The organism is Rosistilla carotiformis, from assembly GCF_007753095.1.
Classification (GTDB): Bacteria; Planctomycetota; Planctomycetia; order Pirellulales; family Pirellulaceae; genus Rosistilla; species Rosistilla carotiformis.
Genome location: NZ_CP036348.1, coordinates 976,877 through 996,955 on the forward strand (window position 1 = coordinate 976,877; position 20,079 = coordinate 996,955).

13 protein-coding genes are annotated in these 20,079 nt (G+C 58.0%); 5 read left to right on the forward strand and 8 right to left on the reverse strand.

What is annotated here, in order from left to right; genetic code table 11:
- Positions 1-264 precede the first annotated feature (264 nt).
- On the reverse strand, positions 265-675 hold the full coding sequence (locus Poly24_RS03560) for a hypothetical protein (protein WP_145090552.1): 411 nt from the start codon (positions 673-675) through the stop codon (positions 265-267).
- Positions 676-1,306: 631 nt separating this feature from the next.
- On the reverse strand, positions 1,307-3,781 hold the full coding sequence (locus tag Poly24_RS03565; RefSeq protein WP_145090555.1) for a DEAD/DEAH box helicase: 2,475 nt from the start codon (positions 3,779-3,781) through the stop codon (positions 1,307-1,309).
- A gap of 96 nt (positions 3,782-3,877) precedes the next feature.
- On the opposite strand from Poly24_RS03565, the gene Poly24_RS03570 reads away from it, so the two are divergent.
- The 4 genes from Poly24_RS03570 (at position 3,878) to Poly24_RS03585 (ending at position 10,571) form a co-directional block, all read left to right on the forward strand.
- On the forward strand, positions 3,878-4,099 hold the full coding sequence (locus Poly24_RS03570) for a hypothetical protein (protein WP_145090558.1): 222 nt from the start codon (positions 3,878-3,880) through the stop codon (positions 4,097-4,099).
- A 1,872-nt stretch (positions 4,100-5,971) separates the two neighbouring features.
- Entirely contained in the window at positions 5,972-7,576 is a 1,605-nt protein-coding gene (locus Poly24_RS03575; RefSeq protein WP_231753452.1) for a sialidase family protein, read from the forward strand.
- Positions 7,577-7,584: 8 nt separating this feature from the next.
- Complete coding sequence (locus Poly24_RS03580) at positions 7,585-9,018, forward strand: tripartite tricarboxylate transporter substrate-binding protein (protein ID WP_197452297.1); 1,434 nt, start codon at positions 7,585-7,587, stop codon at positions 9,016-9,018.
- On the forward strand, positions 9,012-10,571 hold the full coding sequence (locus tag Poly24_RS03585; RefSeq protein ID WP_197452298.1) for a tripartite tricarboxylate transporter permease: 1,560 nt from the start codon (positions 9,012-9,014) through the stop codon (positions 10,569-10,571). Before Poly24_RS03580 ends, Poly24_RS03585 begins: the two co-directional genes overlap by 7 nt.
- 1,391 nt (positions 10,572-11,962) lie before the next feature.
- Here Poly24_RS03585 and queC read toward each other — a convergent pair.
- From queC to hemB, 3 genes are read right to left on the reverse strand one after another with little or no spacing between them, the layout of a single operon-like run.
- Positions 11,963-12,649 (reverse strand): 7-cyano-7-deazaguanine synthase QueC, encoded by a 687-nt coding sequence (gene queC / locus Poly24_RS03590; RefSeq protein ID WP_145090567.1) that lies wholly within the window; start codon positions 12,647-12,649, stop codon positions 11,963-11,965.
- Positions 12,650-12,682: 33 nt separating this feature from the next.
- Complete coding sequence (locus Poly24_RS03595; RefSeq protein WP_145090571.1) at positions 12,683-14,164, reverse strand: deoxyribodipyrimidine photolyase; 1,482 nt, start codon at positions 14,162-14,164, stop codon at positions 12,683-12,685.
- Between the two features lie 46 nt (positions 14,165-14,210).
- Positions 14,211-15,209, reverse strand: a complete 999-nt coding sequence (hemB, locus tag Poly24_RS03600) for a porphobilinogen synthase (RefSeq protein ID WP_145090574.1) — start codon at positions 15,207-15,209, stop codon at positions 14,211-14,213.
- Between the two features lie 352 nt (positions 15,210-15,561).
- Here hemB and Poly24_RS03605 point away from each other — a divergent pair, with 352 nt between their 5' ends.
- Positions 15,562-16,302 carry a 3-keto-disaccharide hydrolase gene (locus Poly24_RS03605; RefSeq protein ID WP_145090577.1) on the forward strand — a complete coding sequence of 247 codons (741 nt, stop codon included), beginning with the start codon at positions 15,562-15,564 and terminating at the stop codon, positions 16,300-16,302.
- A 107-nt stretch (positions 16,303-16,409) separates the two neighbouring features.
- On the opposite strand, the gene Poly24_RS03610 is transcribed toward Poly24_RS03605, so the two are convergent.
- From Poly24_RS03610 to Poly24_RS03620, 3 genes are all read right to left on the reverse strand, one after another.
- Positions 16,410-17,372: a DHH family phosphoesterase gene (locus Poly24_RS03610; protein WP_145090580.1), complete on the reverse strand. Its 963-nt coding sequence runs from the start codon at positions 17,370-17,372 to the stop codon at positions 16,410-16,412.
- 273 nt (positions 17,373-17,645) lie between these two features.
- Positions 17,646-18,518 carry a phosphatidylglycerol lysyltransferase domain-containing protein gene (locus Poly24_RS03615; protein ID WP_391556904.1) on the reverse strand — a complete coding sequence of 291 codons (873 nt, stop codon included), beginning with the start codon at positions 18,516-18,518 and terminating at the stop codon, positions 17,646-17,648.
- A gap of 235 nt (positions 18,519-18,753) precedes the next feature.
- Positions 18,754-20,079, reverse strand: a complete 1,326-nt coding sequence (locus Poly24_RS03620; RefSeq protein WP_145090586.1) for a GNAT family N-acetyltransferase — start codon at positions 20,077-20,079, stop codon at positions 18,754-18,756.

Below are 20,079 nucleotides of genomic sequence, written 5' to 3' on the forward strand. Positions count from 1 at the left end.
TTCCCCGAAACGGCTTCGCATTCGCCCCTTCCTTGATCGGCGCTTGTCCGCTAGCCCTGGGGTGTGTTGCATGTCCCTTTCTCGCGGTAAATGCGGCGACATGCTTCTTGTCGGCATCCAGCACGACCGGTGAAGCGTTAGGACGAGCGTGACAAAGATTATTCAATGAGTGGGTAGCGGCGGTGACCTGCGGAGACGGGCGAACGACTTGCATGCACAAGAGGAAACAGGCCACCCGTATTCCGTTGCATCACATGGTCATCGCTACCAATATCCGGCCCGATGATACGCGATGTTTGCCGATGGATCAAAGTAGTACGTCGCCCCACCACCATCGCCTTGGATCGGGCTGTAAAATCGTATCGCGGTTGAAAGTTTGGGCCAGTTGAGTCCGTCGAAGTCGTGTGCAATCTGGTCGAACGGAACTGAAGAGCCGTCATCAAGTTCTTCGCGTGAGATAGCGGAGTATCGACCAGCCTTGAGCCATAGCGTATCCAGATAAGACGTCAATTCCGTTTTGGTGATCGCATATTTCGCCCTATGCCCCATCGCAAATTTGTCGAGCGTGATCTCGCGTGCGGATGTCGGTAGGTAACGTTCGATGCGAAAGTCTTGAACCTCGGAATAGGTGCCGTAGCTGAAGACTCCAAAGCGTTGGGCATCGAGGACTGCCATGATGCCAGCACAGGAAGGAATGAATGCTAGACACGCAAGCAAAGACGCGATCAAGAATGTTTTACCGCGTTTCCATTTCAGGACGGGAGAAAGAAGAGTCAATAGCGAGACGAGCCCTGCAAGCGACCAGAATGTGATCTTGAACGGCAATACAATTGGCCACAACATTTACTTCGATGCGATAACTTGTTTACAAGAGTCGCGGTCAGCGAGGAATTCGTCTCTTTGTCCTCTTCTCACCGAGAGATTCATTGGTTTACGTCTCGATCTACGGACGCCTGATAATTCATCGAATCACCAGTTTGCTAGGGGGATTCTGTCGTCAGCGTATTGTCTTGCCGGGAGGCTGTCAATCTTTGCGACGGTTCTCGTTTCGTCGCCCCCTTAGCGTGAGGACACGAATAAGGTTCAAGGTCATAGTCGACCTGTGAGCGTTGGAAGATTGCGGGTTGGAGCGAGGGAAACGTTCATTCGGTCGACGGCAAATTGCCGGACCGTTGGTTCTTGGGTTGATCGCCGCGGATACGTTCCCCAGGCCTGCACTTCGCTCGCGGGGCTCGCTCCGCTTGACCAGGGATGCGCAGGCCGGCGTGTGCCGCTGGCAAGCCAGTGGCACACGGCGTTGTGGCTTTTAGCCCTTCTCTTTGCGTCGGACGACTGGTGGCAGAAGGTCGTCGCCGACGGTGGCGTTTTCGATCGCTTCGTCGGTGCTCTCGGGATCGACACGGCGGCAGATCTCGGTCAGCCGATCGGCGATGTCGTCCAGGATGTCTTCCCAGGTTTCCGGCGTGCTGCCAAGTGGCGGGATCTCGGCCATCTCGTCGATCAACATGATCAAACGCAACAGGTGCCGGAACAGGATCCCCTCCTGCTTCTGCAGCTTTTTGGCGAGGATGTATTTGTTGAAGTCGCCGTATTCGAGGACCTCTCCCGCGATCCAAACCGGGTTCACGCGAACGTCGTGCACGCCGGGGACGTCGGAATGGAACATCCGGTACAGCTTGTCGCCGAGCGTTAATACGCGGACCGGTGGTTCGTCGTAATACTTCCGCCCGCGCGGACCGGAGTCCTCCTCTTCATCATCCCCGCCAGCTCCCAGCTCCTCCGCCGTCGCCAGTCCCAGCTTCAACAGCCGCGGATCGAGTACTTCGGTTGCCAGCGGCCCCGGCGGCAGCTCGTCTTTGCCCGGCACGCGGACCGATCGAGCGACGTTGCCGGGGATATCCAACACGCTTTCCAACGCCAACAGCTTCTCGTTGGTGTCGGCCTTGAGCATGTGGTCGGCCATGTAGACGCCGTACAGCGGATGGATGCTCCGCAACCGGACCAACAGCTCCAACGTCGGCGTTGGCGTGGCGGTCAGCGGTTTGTAGTTCTCGTAGTCGTAGCCTCGCGCGATCGCCGCTTCATCGGGCGCTCCGTCGTCGGCAGCGGCTGGTTTTGCATCGGTCTCCGGTTTCGGTTCGGATTCCATTTGCTGCAGGATCTCGCCGAACAGTCCTTGCGGTTTGGGAGCCTCCGGTTTTTCGCCCGACTGTTTGTCGCTGGCCTGTTTCTTTGGCGGCGCATCGGCGCTGGCGTAGGCTGGCTTGGGATCCAGTTCGATATATTTGGCCGACCACAACACGACCAGCATCCGATTCAGCTGCGTCTGAGCATTCTTGAGTTCTTTGTCGTTCATCAACCGCCGGCCGACGAAATCTCGCAGCGGTTGGATGTCGGACGAATGGCCTAACAGATACGCCATCAGACGCCACGGCATCTGCCCGCGGCTGGCCAGTTTCGCGGGCGCTGCGTTCTGCAGCTGTTCGAACTGCGTGAGGTTCCAATAGGCTTCGTCCTGACGCCGCTTGGGCATCTTTTTCTTCAGCTGTTTCTTGGCTTTCATCAGCCCCGGATCTTTGGTGTCCTCGGGGATCTGATCGTACTTCTCTTTCCAACGCAAGATCTTCACGTCGTCTTCGTGAGCCAAGGCGAAGACATGCCCTTCGGTATCGAACTGTGGACGCCCGGCGCGGCCGAAGATCTGATGCGCCGAACTCGGTTCGACAACCTTCTTCTTCCCCTTGGGACCTTTTAACAGCGACGGCAACACGACCGATCGCGCGGGCAGGTTGATCCCGGCCGAAAGCGTTTCGGTGCAGACGCAAACGCTCAACAGCTTCTTCTGGAACAGCGACTCCACCAAACGACGGTAGCGCGGCAGTATCCCCGCGTGGTGGATGCCGACGCCTCGCATCAAGATCTGCTTCATCTTCGGGCCGGCACCTTCGGAGAGATCTTCGGCGTTGAGGATGTTTGCGAGTTCGGTCTTTTGCGCCGCGTCGACCAGCCCCTTCCCCTTCAGTTGTTCGGCGGTCAGCCAGCAGTGATCGCGATTGAAACAGAAGATCAGCGATGGCGTCCGCCGCACCTCGGGCGGTCCCTCGGTGATCTTCTCGGCAAACTCGCCGATCAATTGATCGTCGACCCACCAGTATTGCAGCGGAATCTTTCGCTCGGTCCCCTGCACCAAGCGCAGCCGGCGGTTGTGCGACCGGTACAGCCACGAAACGAACTCGACCGAGTTGCCGACGGTGGCACTCAACAGCAGCGTCCGCACATGCTCGGGCAACATCCCGAGGGTCAATTCCCAGACGATGCCGCGCTGCGAATCGTTGAAGCTGTGGAATTCATCCATCACCACCGAGGTGACGTCGGCAAAATCGAACGCCTCGCGGTTGAGTAATCGGTTCAGCAGGATCTCGGCGACGACGACCAGGATCGGAGCGTCGGGATTGACGCGGCGGTTGCCGGTGACAAGCCCCACCGATTCGGCGGGATAGCCCCAGCGGACGACCGTCTCCTGCAGCTCGACCAGCTTCTGATCGGTCAGCGCGATCAGCGGCGTCGTATAATACATCTGCTTGCCCGTCTTCAGGGCTTCGTAGACGGCCGCCTCGGCGATCAGCGTCTTGCCGGTCCCGGTCGGCGCGGCGACGAGGACCCCTTGGGGCTCGGAGAACCACGCCAGCAAAGCCTCCTCTTGAACGGGATAGGGTTCGTAGGGGAGCAGTTCCAAATATTCGACCGCCAATTGGTCGCGATCGATTGGTGATTCTTGCATCGTGGGTCTCGTGAGTTGATCTGGGGCACGCGACAGACGATACTGCCACGCATCGAATTTAACCAGTCGTGCGTCGCCGAGAACCGGACGGAACTAATGCAACAGGTCAAGATCTTCAAAAGCATCGAAAGCGAATTGGACCAATTGGAGGTCGAGATCAATCGGTGGATCGCTCGACTGCATAAAAAAGGGGGCAAGGTCGTCAAGCTCGAAGGGAATATCGCCCCCAAGAGCGGTGGCGGTGGCAGCGGACCGATGAGTTCGTTCTCCGCGTCGGACGTGATGGTGATCATCTTGTTCGAGATCGACGTTCCGTGATTCGGCGACAAAACTGAGTCCAGCTGGCCACGGAACAAGCCGGTTGTAAGAAATTGTTTTTGGGCGACCAATGCGACGTAAGTATCGATCTTGCAACGCATTGGGGATTCGATCAGGCCGACCACTCAGCCCCCCCACCCAAATTCCATTTGCCTTTTTGAACCCACCCGCCAATCCTGAATATGTTGGGTCGCGATTTACGCGTCGCGACGATTAACTTCCGAGCAGATCAAGCGGTCCACTCTGGTTGGCCCCGGACCGCTTCTGCCAAACCAGGTTTATCTGAAGGGAGGTGTTCAAGTGGAATATTGCTGTACTTGCCAACGGGGTGGTAACCCGTAGCTCAGCCGGCGGGCTGCCAGCTCAGGCAGCCACCCCACTCGCGAATCACCTTTCGGCTGATCAGCCGATAGCGAATTCGGTAGACAACGGTGTTCGTTATTGAGAACACGAAGAGGTTGCCTTCTGCCGAGTCGCATGGTCCTGAGCGAGATAAAACTCCCGCCCGTCAGGTTCACCTTGTGCCTGGCGGGCGGGTTTTCTTTTGCGCCCGCCCGACGAAGCCTGGAGCGACGGAAAACGAGCGTTCAGCGATGTTTTTCGGGGAGGGCTTACCCGCTGGATCGAACATGTGTGACCGCCGCGCGACGCCCCCTCCCCGAACATTGCTTCGCTCGTTCGACCCTCCCTGCAAACTGCGTTTGGGGGAGGGTGAAGCAACGCGACTTCACCCGCTCGGCGGAGCCGGGAGGGTCGGAAAACGAGCGTTCAGCGACGTTTTTCGGGGAGGGGCTGCCCGCCGGATCGAACATCAGCGACTGCCGCGCGAGTCCCCTCCCCGAACATTGCTTCGCTCGTTCGACCCTCCCCTGCAAACTGCGTTTGGGGGCGGGTGAAGCGATGCGTCTTCACCCGCTCGGCGGAGCCGGGAGGGTTGGAAAACGAGCGTTCAGCGACGTTTTTCGGGGAGGGCCTGCCCGCCGTATCGAACATCAGCGACTGCCGCGCGACTCCCCTCCCCGAACATTGCTTCGCTCGTTCGACCCTCCCCTACAGACTGCGTTTGGGGGCGGGTGAAGCGATGCGTCTTCACCCGCCCGGCGGAGCCGGGAGGGTCGGAAAACGAGCGTTCAGCGACGTTTTTCGGGGAGGGCTGCCCGCCGTATCGAACATCAGCGACTGCCGCGCGACTCCCCTCCCCGACCTTTGCTTCGCTCGTTCGACCCTCCCTGCAAACTGCGTTTGGGGGAGGGTGAAGCAACGCGTCTTCACCCGCTCGGCGGAGCCGGGAGGGTCGGAAAACGAGCGTTCAGCGATGTTTTTCGGGGAGGGCCTGCCCGCCGGTTCGAACATCAGCGACCGCCGCGAAACTGCCCTCCCCGAACGACGCTTCGCTCGTTCGACCCTCCCCATCCAAACTGCGTTTGGGGGCCGGGTGAAGCAACGCGACTTCACCCGCCCGGCGGAGCCGGGAGGGTCGGAAAACGAGCGTTCAGCGACGTTTTTCGGGGAGGGCCTGCCCGCCGGTTCGAACATCAACGACCGCCGCGCGACTCCCTCTCCCCGAACATTGCTTCGCTCGTTCGACCCTCCCCATCCAAACTGCGTTTGGGGGCGGGTGAGGCAACGCGCCTTCACCCGCTCGGCGGAGCCGGGAGGTTTAAAAAATCAAGCGTTTAGCCGACAACGGGACACTCCCTCTCGCAGCAGCGGCAACTGAGTCTATCTAATTGCCATTGCCGCCAGTCCCAAGGTCTCGAATTGTCCTTTCTCTGCGTGTATCATCAAATCCCACCACAGGCGTTTGCTCTCACCCCAACGATTACGGCAGCAAGCGTTTCCCCGCCTCTCCACAAAAAAATACCCCCACCGATGAATCACCTCATGACACGCTTGACGCTTTGCTTGCATTGCACGCTCCCCCTGTTGTTGACGCTGGTCTGCTTCGGCAGCGTTGGCCTAGCCGATGAAAGTTTCCTCAAAGCTCCCGCACACGTAGGAGCTCCGTTGCCCAAGGACCACGCGGTCACCAACCGCGCGTTTCAAGGCATTCCCAGTTTGGCCGTCGCGCCGGGCGGGCGGATGTGGGTGAACTGGTATGCCGGGATCACGCCGGGCGAGGACCACAACAACTATGTCGCCGTCAGCACCTCCGGCGATGGCGGAGCGACATGGAAAGAGGTGTTGATCGTCGATCCCGATGGCAGCGGTCCGGTTCGCGCTTACGATCCCGAACTGTGGATGGCCCCGGACGGTCGGTTGTTTGTGTTCTGGGCTCAAGCGGTTGGCCACGGTGGCAGCATCGCCGGCGTTTGGTGTGTCTCGACCGATCAACCGGATTCCGAAAACCCGACCTGGAGCAAACCGCAGCGGTTGACCGACGGGATCATGATGTGCAAGCCGACGGTGCTGAGTTCGGGCGAGTGGGTGTTGCCGGCATCGACGTGGCGAGAGACCGATGAAAGTGCCCGAATGATCGTATCGGAAGACGAAGGGAAAACGTGGGCGTTGCGCGGTGCCTGCAATGTGCCGGTGAAAGACCGCCAGTTTGATGAGCACATGTTTGTCGAACGCAAAGACGGTTCGCTGTGGATGCTGGTCCGTACCAATTACGGAATCGGGGAATCGGTTTCCAAAGATCGCGGCAAGACCTGGCCCGAACTGACACCTTCGACGATCCAGCACCCGAGCGCTCGCTTTTTTGTACGTCGATTGGCGTCGGGGAATCTGTTGTTGGTAAAACACGGTCCGGTCGACCGGCGGACGGGACGATCGCATTTGATGGCGTTTGTCTCCAGCGACGATGGCGCCAGTTGGGGCGGAGGGTTGTTGTTGGATGAGCGCGGTGGCGTCTCGTATCCCGATGGCCAGCAGACCGCCGACGGGATGATCCATATCGTTTACGACTTCAGTCGCACCGATGCACGTCAGATCCTGACGGCTCATTTTCGCGAACAGGATGTCGCTGCCGGACGCGATGTCAGCGGCGACGTTCGTCTGCGGCAAGTCGTCAGCCAAGCCTCCGGTGGGAAAGAGAAACCTCCGGTGACCGTGCGAGCTAATCCCGATGGCGTGCCGTTGAGCAAAAGCAAGCCGGGACAATGGGCCGGCGGATCGTTTGCAGCCCAACCTTTTGTAGGCGGCGTCGATCTCTTCACTGATCGCAGCTATACCGCGGCGGAACTGCCAACCGGCCTGCCGGAGGTCTCGTTCCTGAAGGTGCCGCTGGTAGGAGAGAAAACGGTCACGTGTGAGACTGCGGGAACGGTTTGGTTTCTCACACCGGCCCCCGATCGCAACCGGGATTCCCAATCGAAGCGTCTGATCGAACAAGGCTTCCGAGTGGTCGCGGTTCCCGAAATCCGACTCTTCGATCCTAAATCGCCCGCCAATTTCTGCACGCTGTATCAAAAGGATTGCTCCAAAGGGGAGACGATTAAATTTGGCAAATGGGCCGTTCCGGTCTTCTATCGCTAGTGAAGAACATGGTGACGGAAGAAGCCGCCAATCGTGAATCCGCTGCTGGCCTGTGGTGTAAATCCCCCTTGAAGCTTTTGTTTTCGGAACGTGAGACCTTTCGACTCGCTCGCTTTTTTTGCGCCGCGTTGGTTGCGGTTTCGTGTCTTGTTGTGGGCTGTGGCAGCGATCGCGAATTTCCTTCGCGACCGCTGACGTTGATCTGCCCTTGGTCGGCGGGAGGTGGCACCGATCGGATCGCGCGGCAGGTGGCGGTGCAGTTGGAAGAAGAGTTGGGTGTTCCGGTGAACGTCGTCAACGCAACCGGCGGTGGCGGCGTGACGGGGCATTCTCGCGGCGCGTTGGCCAGTCCCGATGGATACACGCTGACCCTGGCGACGGTCGAATTAAACATGCTGCATCATCGCGGCTTGAGCGCCATCGGCCCCGATGATTACCAACCGCTGGGATTGCTGAACCGCGATCCGGCGGCGTTGTTCGTTCACAAGCGTTCCGACTGGCACAGCTTGGCCGATGTGGAAGCCGCGTTGGCCGAGAGAGCTGAACCGATGAACGCTTCCGGCACCGCAGCGGGTGGAATTTGGCATGCAGCTCTGATTGGCTGGGTCGCCCAGTGTGGATTGCCAAGCGAATCGGTGAACTGGATTTCGATCAACGGTGCGGCCCCGTCGCTGCAAGAGCTGATGGCCGGCGGCATCGATCTGGTCTGCTGTTCGATCCCCGAAGCCCGTGCGATGCTCGATGCTGGCGAAATCCGCTGTCTCGGACTGATGGCCGACGAGCGATCCCCCGCGGCTCCCGATGTGCCGACGTTTCGCGAGCAAGGAGACGATTGGAGTCTATCCAGTTGGCGCGGCCTGTTGTGCCCGCACGGCGTGCCGCCAGAGCGGGTAGCGGTGCTGGAAGCTGCGGTCGACAGACTCTCTCGCAGTCCGAAATTCGCGGAGTTCATGGACTCTGGCGGGTTTCAGACGTCGATCGCCGACGCGTCGGAGTTTACGGAGTTCTTGAGTCGATCGGATCGACAATTTGCCGAGACGCTCGGCAGCCCCGCGTTTGTCCAATCGCAAACAGCGGTGGTCCGTCCCTATTTCTTTCCGATCTGCTTGGGGATTCTAGGGCTGATCTTTGTCGTGCCGGCTTGCCGCAGCCAAGCCGCGGTTGCAACCGAACCGTCGGTGGCGGAGGAAAGCGACGACAGTTCGCCATCGCGTTGGATTCGCCCGGTCGTTGTGATCTTGGCGGTGATCGCTTTTGTCGCGACCTGTGAAACGATTGGTTATGTGTTGGCGACCGCTGTGTTGATGTGGCTGCTTGCGATCGTCTTTGGTGCGACGCGGCGGCAGACCGTCGCAGTGACGCTGTTGGCCGCACCACTGCTGTATCAATTGTTCGCTCGGACGTTGGGCGTTCCGTTGCCCTGGGGGTGGCTGGGGTGGTAGATATCGGAGCATTCACCGAAGCCGCGGCGCAAGTCTTTGCCCGCGGCGATGTCTGGTTGATCGTGATCGCTGCTGCGTTGTACGGCGTGTTTGTCGGCGCGATCCCTGGACTGACGGCAACGATGGCGGTGGCGTTGTTTGTGCCGATGGCCTATTGGTTGGATCCGATCGCGGCGATTGCGGCGATCATTACGATGGCCGCCTGTGCGATCTTCGCCGGCGATCTTCCGACGGTGCTGCTGCGGATTCCCGGCACCCCCGCGTCGGCCGCTTATGTCGACGACGCTTACGCATTTACGCGTCGCGGCGAAGCGCAACGCGTCTTGCGTTTGGGACTGGTCTGCAGCGTGATCGGCGGAATCTTTGGGGCGATCGCGATGATGATGCTTGGCGGCTGGCTCGCTCAAGCCGCGGGTTGGTTCTCCGTCACCGAGTACTTTTGGTTGTTCCTAATCGGACTGACGTGTGCGGTGATCGTCGCCGAGGGGCCTCGCAGCAAAGCGGTTTTAAGCCTGTTGCTGGGTTTGTTCTTTTCGACGATCGGGCTGAGTGCGGCGCATCAAGAACCTCGCTTCACGCTGGGGATCGCTTCGCTCTATTCCGGGATCTCCTTTATCCCTGCGATGATCGGACTGTTTGGAATGTCCGAAGTGTTGCTGAACCTTGTCGACGGTGCGGCGCCCGCCAAGCCACGTCCGCCAGTCGAGTCGGCGTTGCAACGATCCACGCATTCGCTGGCGCTCACTTTGCAAGAAATCGGCGACCGCCTGCGACGACGCAAAATGTCGACGTTACGGTCCGGAGGGATTGGCGTTCTGATTGGGATGCTTCCCGGGGCCGGATGTGACATCGCGTCGTGGGTTGCGTTTGCTGCATCGCGGCGGATGCAGCAGAAAGCTCCAACGGTCACTGGCGACGAGGGCGAAGTCGAATCGCAGCGTCGCTCGCTCGATTCGATCGGCGATGCAACGACGGCTAACAACGCTTCGCTGGCGGGCAGCTGGATCCCGGCACTCGTCTTCGGGATCCCGGGCGATTCGATTACCGCGATCGTGATCGGTGTTCTGATGATGAAGAACCTGACTCCTGGGCCTCAGATTTTCGACGAACAACTGCCGCTGGTCTATTCGATCTACCTGCTGTTCATCCTCGCCAACCTAGTCCTGCTGCCTGTCGGTTTGTTGGCGATTCGTGTCAGCGGGACGATCGTGCAGATTCCCAAAGCGGTCCTGTTTCCATTGATCGTCGCGTTTTGCGTGACCGGTTCGTATGCCCTCAACGGCAGCCTGTTCGATGTCTTAACGATGTTGGCGATGGGCATCTTGGGTTTTGTCTTGGTCCGGTTGCAAATGCCAACGGCTCCGGTCGTGTTGGGAATCATCTTGGGCGGACCGCTGGAAGAACGCTTGGTTCAATCGCTAACCGCAGCCAACGGGAACATCGCCGGTCTCGTCCAACGACCGCTCTCGATCGCCTTGGCCACCCTGTTTGTCGTTTTGGTTGGCTCGATGCTCGTCGAATCCTTCCGCCGCCGCGATCGCCAAGCGACGTAAATTTGATTTGCTTCGCTGGTTTGCGTCCCCTTTCAAACTTCGTTGCGAGAGCGAAGTGACAGGGCTTCACCCTCCCGGCGAAGCAGGGAGGGTCGGAAAACGAGCCTTCCAGCGAGTTTTCTGGGGAGGGCCTACCACAAGGTTGGGCCGGCCCGGATTTGCCGCGCGTCGCCCCTCCCCGAACTTCGCTTCGCTTGTTCGACCCTCCACTGTCAAATTCGTTTGCGGGAGGGTGAAGTGTTAGGAACCTTCACCCGCCCGGCGAAGCAGGGAGGGTCGAGAAACAAGCGTTTAGCGGGTTTTCCGGGGAGGGCCTACCACGAGGTTAGACCGGCCTGGATTTGCCGCGTGCCGCCCCTCCCCGAACTTCGCTTCGCTCGTTCGACCCTCCCCTACCAAACTTCGTTTGGGGGAGGGTGAAGCGTTAGGAACCTTCACCCGCCCGGCGAAGCAGGGAGGGTCGAGAAACAAGCGTTTAGCGGGTTTTCCGGGGAGGGCCTACCACGAGGTTAGACCGGCCTGGATTTGCCGCGTGCCGCCCCTCCCCGAACTTCGCTTCGCTCGTTCGACCCTCCCCTACCAAACTTCGTTTGGGGGAGGGTGAAGTGTTAGGAAACTTCACCCGCCCGGCTAAGCAGGGGGGGCAAAAAGCAAGCGTTTAGCGAGTTTTTCGGGGAGGTCCTACCACGAGGTTAGACCGACTCGGATTTGCCGCGCGTCGCCCCTCCCCGAACTTGGCTTCGCTCGTTCGACCCTCCCCTACCAAACTTCGTTTGGGGGAGGGTGAAGCGTTACGAATCTTCACCCGCCCGGCGAAGCAGAGGGGGTCGGAAAACAAGCGTTTAGCGAGTTTTTCGGGGAGGGCCTACCACAAGGTTGGGCCGGCCCGGATTTGCCGCGCGTCGCCCCTCCCCGAACTTCGCTTCGCTCGTTCGACCCTCCCCTACCAAACTTCGTTTGGGGGAGGGTGAAGCGTTACGAATCTTCACCCGCCCGGCGAAGCAGGGAGGGTCGAAAAACAAGCGTTTAGCGAGTTTTCCGGGGAGGGCCCACCACAAGGTTGCACCGGCCCGGATTTGTCGCGCGTCGCCCCTCCCCGAACTTCACTTCGCTCGTTCGCCCCTCCCCTACCAAACTTCGTTTGGGGGGGCGGGTGAAGTGTTAGGAATCTTCACCCGCACGGCGAAGCAGGGAGGGTCGGGAAACAAGCGTTTAGCGAGTTTTCCGGGGAGGGCCTACCACAAGGTTGGACCGACTCGGATTTGCCGCGTGTTGCCCCTCCCCGAACTTCGCTTAGTTCGTTCGACCCTCCCCTGCCAAACTTCGTTTGGGGGAGGGTGAAGTCATCAGTGCTTCACGCGGCGAAGCTGAAGGGGGCGATGAGCGAGCGTTTAGCCAGCGAGGCTGGGGTCGGTGAGGTCGTTTTCGGCAAAGCCTTTGTTGCGCAGCAGGCAGGCGTCGCAGTGGCCGCAGGGCTGGCCGTCGGCGGGATCGTAACAGCTGAGCGTCAGGCCGTAGTCGACGCCTAACTTAAGTCCCTGGGCGATGATCTCTGCTTTGGTCAAATCGATCAGCGGCGCATGGATCTTGATCGCGTCGTCCGCGGATTCGACGCCAACTTTGGTCGCCAAGTTGGCCAGCCGCTGGAACTGTTCGATAAACGCGGGGCGACAATCGGGATAGCCGCTGTAGTCCAATGCGTTGACGCCGATGTAGATGTCGCGGGCGTCGAGCGTTTCGGCCCAGGCAAGGGCCAGCGACAGGAAGACCGTATTGCGGGCGGGGACATAGGTGACCGGAATCGCATCGTCGATCTGATCGATCGAATCGTGTTTGGGGACCGCGATCTCGCTGGTCAGGGCCGATCCGCCGAACTGCCCCAAGTTGATATCGACGACGACATGCTTGGCGACGCCTAGATGATCCGCGACGCGGCGGGCGCAATCGAGTTCGTTTTCGTGACGCTGGCCGTAACGGAAACTGATCGCATGCGGATCGAAGCCATCGCGGCGAGCGATCGCCAGACAGGTGGCGGAATCGAGTCCACCGGACAAGAGGACAACGGCTGGTTTCGTCATTTGCACTGCTTTCTAAAACGCGTCGTGATTCGATCAGCGAGCGGTCGAGGCATCGGCGGCATATTGCTGCAGATACTTTTTCACTTTCAGTTTCCGCGCCGTGTTCTCGCTGCTCATAAAACGTATCTTGCCGAAAACATCCCGTTCTTGCCAGGCGCGGTCGTAACGCCCCAAGACCCAAAAGATGCCCGAATACGAATTCGGATCGCGACCATCGACAGCGTATTTGTTGTTCAATTCAAGCATCACCTGCAACGCGGCCTGCGGTGTGGGGGTCCATTCCAAAATCTTCTTGCCCCACAACATCCGCAAATAATTGTGCATCCGCCCCTCGCGAACCAATTGCCGCTGAGCCGCGTTCCAGAGGTCGTCGTGCGTTTTCGCAGCTTCGAATTCCTCTAGCGAGTAGATGAATTCACGCTCGTCGTCGGCGTGTTCTCCCAGCGTTTGTTGAGCCCAGTCGGGGAGCGATTCGTAGCGATCGTAGTCGCGGCGGTGGGTGCAAAAATTGAAACCGACCTCGCGCCATGTGATCAATTCGTCCAGAAAGCTCTCCGCCTCTTCGCTCATTCCCCACCAACCCTCGCGCGATCCGCTCGCCTTCGCAGCCAAGCGATCGGGAGACCATTGTTCGCGCTCGACGATGGCGGCAAAGACATCGTGCGTCGAGATCTGGCCAAAGTGCAGGTAGGGGGAGAGACCGCTGGACGCGTCGGATTCGGGTTGGTTGCGATCCTCACCGTATCGCGGCAAGCGTTGCGAGATGAATGAATCGAGCGTCGCCGCGGCGGCGGCAGAACCTCCGTCGAACGCGGCCGGTCCGACCTCGTGATCGATCGGCAGCGCGGACAACTGTTCCGGCGACGCTTCCAGCATCGTATCGGTCGCTTCGGGCCAACGCTCAAGAATCGCGTCGGGGATCGGTGGCGGTGGGGACAATCGGAAGCCTTGCAGCGGCGCCAGCTTGGGCATCTCGCTCAGATGCGGCTTGAGATTCTTTTGCAGGAAGCGACGGAAATCGTGCGCTCTGGCAAAGACTTTTTCGGTGGCGCGGATCGGCAACAGGCCGTTGGAATCGACAGCTTGCATCGCCACATCGACCTGCCGCGAGACCAACCGCAACATCGCGGGGATGAAGAAGCAGGGAAAGTCATCGGTCACGATCGCACAAGCGTCGCGAGCGAACTGTTGGAGCAGTCCTCGTCCCTCGCCGACGCTTGGTTCGACGTAGGCGTAGTAGCGGAGATTGGCATCGGCCAGGGCAGCGCGGTTGTCGGCCATCCCCTGCAAGACGAAGCGGTGCAGCCGGTCGCTGGCACAGGGGTAATCGCAACGCAAGGCTTCGAGCACGATCAGCGGCCGGCCGAGTTCTTGCGCGAGAGACGCCGCGTGTTGCAGCGAAAAGTTATAGCGAGTCCGCCGGTTGGCGATCATCCAATAGAGGACAAACTGTCCGTCGGGGCGGACCGATTTCGCGTTGAGGTCGCGGATACGCAGTTCGGGGATGCGGGTCATTCAAGGCTTTCGGTGCACGAGCTGGTCGACTTGCCTCGCAAAACAATCACTGCATCAAGCGGGCGGCGTCGATGGCAAAGTAGGTCAGGATTCCGTCGGCCCCGGCTCGTTTAAAGGAGAGCAAACTCTCGAGGACGACCTGTTCTCTAGCCAACCAACCGCACTGGATCGCCGCCGATAACATCGCATATTCGCCACTCACCTGATAGGCAAACGTCGGCACCGAAAACGTATCTTTCACGCGGTGGACGACATCCAGATACGGCATTCCCGGTTTGACCATCACCATGTCCGCTCCTTCGGCTAGATCCAACGCGACCTCGTGGAGTGCTTCGTCGGTGTTGGCCGGATCCTGTTGATAGGTCTTCTTGTCGCCACCAGCCAGGTTCTTGCCCGAACCGACAGCTTCGCGGAACGGACCATAGAATGCCGACGCGTATTTCGCGGCGTACGACATGATCTGAGTGTCGTGAAGGTTGGCCTGGTCGAGATGTTTGCGGATCGCGCCGATCCGGCCATCCATCATGTCGCTCGGCGCGATCACATCGCAACCGGCTTGAGCCTGCACGATCGCTTGCTGGCACAAGACTTCGATCGTTTCATCGTTGACGACGTAGCCATCTTTCAAAAGCCCATCGTGCCCGTGGCTGCTGTAGGGATCCAGTGCAACGTCGCAGATGATCCCCAGTGAATCACCCACTTTCGCTTTCACCGCGCGGACCGCGCGGCAGACGAGGTTCTCCGGATTGATCGCCTCTTCGGCCCCAGGCGTCTTCTTTTCCGATGGGGTGACGGGGAACAGAGCGATCGCGGGGATGCCCAGCTCGACCGCCTCGGCAGCACTTTGGACCAACAGGTCGATCGACAACCGTTCGACTCCCGGCATCGAAGCGATCGGCTGGCGGACGTTCTCTCCATCGACAACAAAGACGGGCCAGATCAAATCGTTGGGGGTGAGTCCGTTTTCGCGGACCAATCGTCGCGACCAATCGAATCGGCGGACGCGTCGCATACGCGTGGTCGGATATTCACCGCGTGGAGACATGATGGTTTCCTATGTCTGCAATTTCAAAGTAGAGTATTATGGAGGGGGCCGATGCCGGCCGGATTGCGGAGCGAGTGGAATGAAATCTTATTTTCCTGCACTAGCTTGCCCAATCTCAATTGATTGAGTTTCGCGATTCCGCAACATTGGAACAACAGGGCTTTTTCGTGTTTGTGCTGAGGCAAATTGGTCGGACGCTAGCGCGTGCTGGCGGATACATCAAACTGGAACACAGCGTTGCCCTGAAATTGGATCAACGATTGTGTGGGCATCGCCCGCAGCGATCCTTTAAGATGACAGGACAAACTTAATTCGTCGACCGCTGAGTCGGCAACTTTGGAGCGGATCGTTTATGTTTGGCTGGCGATTACTCACGATTGCTGCGATCGCAATCACAAGCTGTCTTCTTCCGCGCCAGTTGAGTAGTGCGGGGACGGGCAGTCGGCCGGGCCAAAACAGTGGCAGCGATCTGCGGATCGCCTCCCCCGACATCAGCTCCGCCGGCTGGAAACCGATGGTTGAACTCGTCGGTCTGCTCGGCTGGGTGCCGCGCAACGGAACCGCAACCTACCACAATGACGGTGGGCAGATCGTCGGCCGGTCGGTTGTTGGCAGCCCGACGTCGCTGCTGTGCACCGAAAAGGAATACGCCGATTTCGAACTGACGTTTGAAGTCCTGCTGGACGACAAATTGAACTCCGGCGTCCAGGTTCGCTCGTTCAGCAAGAAGGATGTCAACGGCGGACGCGTTTGCGGGCCTCAGATCGAGATCGAAGCGTTGTCGGACGATCCGAACAACGCGTGCGAATCGGGCTACATCTACAGCGAAGGGACCGGCCGCGGTTGGCTGAGCGAAAATCGAATCATCGACGACGTGATGATCAACGGCCAGTGGAATCGATTTGTAATCCGTGTCGTTGGACCGCGAATTCAGACGTGGGTCAACGGCCGCAAAGTCGAAGATCTGTTGGACGAGAACTCACCCGCAACCGGCTTCATCGGCTTGCAAGTCCACAGCGTCCCCAACGGCACTCCGCCGCTGGAAGTCCGCTGGCGCGATCTGCGAATCCGCGAACTGCCCACCGGCGGCTGAGTTTGCACGGGTGGCCACTCGACTCCGCCGAGCGCCTTTTTTCAATAGCTTCGTAGACCAACAAACGGTCCACGCCACCAAAGCAGCAAGCAACAACTCAACCTCTCCTAAACAACCGACGTCGCGATTGCCGCATCTTCGTTGATCTGGCAGATCAATTCCTCTAGCACGCGAGCGGCGTCATCGTGAGCGACCTGGCAGGTTCCGGCAGCGGTGTGCCCGCCGCCGTTGTACTTCAGGCACAGCTCGCCAACATCGGTGCTGCAGCTGCGGTCGAAGATCGACTTGCCGATCGTAAAGACAGTATTCTGCTGCATCTTTCCCCACAGCACGTGCATCGAAATATTGCACTCGGGAAACAGCGAATAGATCGTAAAGCGGTTGGTCGCATAGATCGTCTTTTCATCGCGGAGATCCAAGACGACGAGATTTCCATAGACGGTCGAACATCGTCGGATCTGCTTCTTCGCTTGCGATTCATGCGCGCGGTAAATGGTGATTCGCTCTTGGACATCGGGAAGCGCAAGGATTTGGTCGATTGAATAGCTTTTGCAACAATCGATCAAATCCATCATCAATTGATAGTTTGATATCCGGAAGTCGTGGAATCGTCCAAGCCCGGTACGGGCATCCATCAGGAACGACAGGAGTCCCCAACCGCTCGGATTCAAAACCTCCTCGAGATCAAATTTTGCCGAATCGGCTTTGTCGACCGCCTGCATCATGTCTTCGCCAATTTCGGGAAAGCGTTGCTTGCCGCCGTAGTAGTCGTAGACGACGCGTGCCGCGGAATCGGCCCCAGGAATCAAAATGTAGTCGTCGCTTTCTAAATCCTCGTTTCGCGTGATTTCACTGGTGTGATGATCAAAGCACCGATGGCACCCTTTAACGTAGGGTAGGTTCGTCAAAATATCGTTTTCGGTGACATCGACGATCCCGTCCTGGACGTCTTTAGGATGGACAAATTTGATTTCGCCCAAAATCCCTAACTCTTTGAGCAGGATTGCACACACCAGCCCATCGAAGTCGCTGCGTGTCAATAAACGGTACTGTTTTGTCGTCGTTGCCATGTCAGGGTGCCTTCGGAATGAGTTGCTGTGGAATGCGTCATGACTTGTCGCGCGCAATGATGACAATGCGCACTGTGCCACTACTCATTCATAGAACACTCGGAGGCCTAGGAAAACGTGGCGTTCTCTGTGTCGGGGAAGAAAGGTTGCTGAAGGTCCGGTATTACCGATTGCACCTTAAACGCTGCGGGAAAATGATCTCTCTGGTGTGCACGTGTGCACCGATCCAGGAGTTGATCCATGTCGAGGATGGATGCGCGCCATCGACCAGGGCTAGAATAGCTTCAACGTCTTGATGATCGACAATAGTTCCCGGACTGAATTCCCCTGGGTGCAGCTGACGTAGACGGGCTTGGAATCCCCGCCAAACTTCTTCTTGTGAGACGCATTGCCTTGGAACGGATACAAGAAATTTAAGTGATCGTACGCAAAACGAAGAGAAAAGTTCGTGATGCGACTGTGGGGAAAGACTTCTTGGAGATCATAAAGCGGTGAGAAGCCGAGTGTGACGTATTGGATCTCTTCCAATGCAAACAACTTGATTGCTTCTAAAATACAAAAAGCGCTCGTGCCATTAGGGGCGTCGGAAGCAATCCTGTCGATGTTGTGGTAGTAGGCAGATACCTTTCCAGCATCGTAAATCGGATCGAAACTTGTCATGCCGATCAGTTTGCCGTGTTGTCGCGCGGTTAGGAAAAAGACATCCTCTTCGTCGCAAGCCTGAAACGGTCGGGTCAGCAACGTGAATTCTCGACCGCTGCGATTCTTAAGCCAAGCATTGGAAAGCGATTGGATTTCGTTTGGATCGAGATCGGAGATCTTGCAATGTTCAACAACGACCTCCTCGCGTTCACATTTGTTTCGCCATTGCCGCAGTTTGCTACGGTGTTTGCCGTTCACGTTGAATCCGGCTAGCGGTATTTCTGTTTCGATACCAAAACAATTCACTTGGTAGCCCATCGATGCCAACACCGTTGCGTAATCATGGTCGATCTGCAGGAAGATCGCCTTAGGGTGTTGTGCCAAAAAACGTTGTGTCAACGCCTGATAGTTAGCGGGAGCACAGATGGGATTCGAAACGACAATTTTGCGGCCCGTGACTGCCAACAACGGATGGCGGAAGCTCTGGAATGCGATGTAACCCATTTCGTCGTCGATGAAATATTCCAAGCCTGGCTGAAGACTGGAGTATCCAAGGCAACGTTTGCCGTGCTGTCTTAAAAAACGAAACAGATCGTCTCGTGGTTCGACGGTCTTTCGTGGGATTGGGGCAACAGGGGCACTGCTCCGAGGCGATGTTAGAGAACTCATTGCAAATCGTCCGATACAACTCTTGCGAGTTGTGGTGTTTTAGGTTGACTTCCGATTGAAGCAAGTTTTCTCAAGGATGATCGCTGGGGCAATTGTTGAATGAGAGATCTTTGCTTTGATGGGACTTTTGGTCTCGCGGGCGTTGGTCTCTCGGCGAATTTTGTTCGCGCGGAGAGAGTTTGTTCCCTGAGCGCGGTTGATCCCTCGGTGTCTGTTTACTTGCGTTGGGCCGCTTCTTGCTGAAGGTTTCGATCGGAGGCAGCAGCGCTATGGGGGGTAAGACAAAGGGGCGGATCAACCAAAGTAAAGGCCGGAAGATACGTCTCCCCTTAACATAAATGTTTAGCGGCACCTGTTTGCAGCCGAGCCTTACCTTGAAGGAGTCCGAAGTCTGGCCAAAATTGATCCGAGCTACGTTTTGACGAAGGCCATAATCCATGTCGGCAAACATGACGTTGAAATACAAGTGTGCCTGATCGTTAATAGCGTAGTCGATACCACAGAACAAAAGTTGATAAGAATTTCCATATTTCAGAGAACACGAGACGCCCACGATCCGTTCGGCTTGGTATATAAACGTGAAATGCGCTGAATCCCCCATTTGTCGCGACAGTTCGTGGAAGAACGCCACGGGGGCTGTTTCCAGTTTTGCCGGGGATTTTTCTCGAACCTCTAGGTACAAACGATGCGCTTCGTCGGTGAAGCGTTCGATCGCCTCGGGGCCTCCCGGAATCTGGACTACGTGACAACCCGCCTCGCGGAGCTTCCGCAATGATTGCCGAATGCTGGAACGGCTTCGGGCGCTACGAGCAGCCAGATAGGCATCGAAGCTTTCAAACGCGGGTTCCAAACGGTTCATCGGTAGGCTGTCCGCTTTGTGATAGCGGAGTTCGCGACTGAATTGATCCGTCCATGAGGAGTCCGAATTTTCGAACTCCTTCAGAACGATCAGCGCGGCGGACTCGCGACCCGCAATGTCTTGCAACGCACAATCCATCATCTGGACCACCGCCTCGTGATCGGTGTCCTGAAGAATCAGCAGCCCCCGTTGTCCCGCGGAAATTGGCAATCCGGCAAACACGATCTTCAAATGCAGAAACGATGGTAGGAATTCTCGCACGGTTCCAATGAGTTTCTGGACGATCCCTTCGGTCAAAATTCCCGCATCGGCGCGGTAACGCGTGATGCACGAGATCGCAACGGGACGGTCTCCATCGTAGAAGATAACCGGCCAACAACAGGTGTCGGCCGCCATTGTCGATTCCACAACGCGGATGAAACGAAGGTCGGAGAATGTATCACCGACGCACTGCTGGACCGAGTTCCATTCATTTTCAGGAACCTCGGTTGTCGCATTGAAAATGCGATAGTGAAACGCTGTCGTTTCTGTTGTCAC

Bases quoted from the DNA above. Each gene is read 5' to 3' on its own strand.
- queC (WP_145090567.1), bottom strand. From the start codon at position 12,649: ATGACGAAACCAGCCGTTGTCCTCTTGTCCGGTGGACTCGATTCCGCC.
- Poly24_RS03610 (WP_145090580.1), bottom strand. From the start codon at position 17,372: ATGGCAACGACGACAAAACAGTACCGTTTATTGACACGCAGCGACTTC.
- Poly24_RS03595 (WP_145090571.1), bottom strand. From the start codon at position 14,164: ATGACCCGCATCCCCGAACTGCGTATCCGCGACCTCAACGCGAAATCG.
- Poly24_RS03570 (WP_145090558.1), top strand. From the start codon at position 3,878: ATGCAACAGGTCAAGATCTTCAAAAGCATCGAAAGCGAATTGGACCAA.
- Poly24_RS03605 (WP_145090577.1), top strand. From the start codon at position 15,562: ATGTTTGGCTGGCGATTACTCACGATTGCTGCGATCGCAATCACAAGC.
- Poly24_RS03575 (WP_231753452.1), top strand. From the start codon at position 5,972: ATGAATCACCTCATGACACGCTTGACGCTTTGCTTGCATTGCACGCTC.
- Poly24_RS03565 (WP_145090555.1), bottom strand. From the start codon at position 3,781: ATGCAAGAATCACCAATCGATCGCGACCAATTGGCGGTCGAATATTTG.
- Poly24_RS03560 (WP_145090552.1), bottom strand. From the start codon at position 675: ATGGCAGTCCTCGATGCCCAACGCTTTGGAGTCTTCAGCTACGGCACC.
- Poly24_RS03580 (WP_197452297.1), top strand. From the start codon at position 7,585: ATGGTGACGGAAGAAGCCGCCAATCGTGAATCCGCTGCTGGCCTGTGG.
- hemB (WP_145090574.1), bottom strand. From the start codon at position 15,209: ATGTCTCCACGCGGTGAATATCCGACCACGCGTATGCGACGCGTCCGC.
- Poly24_RS03615 (WP_391556904.1), bottom strand. From the start codon at position 18,518: ATGGGTTACATCGCATTCCAGAGCTTCCGCCATCCGTTGTTGGCAGTC.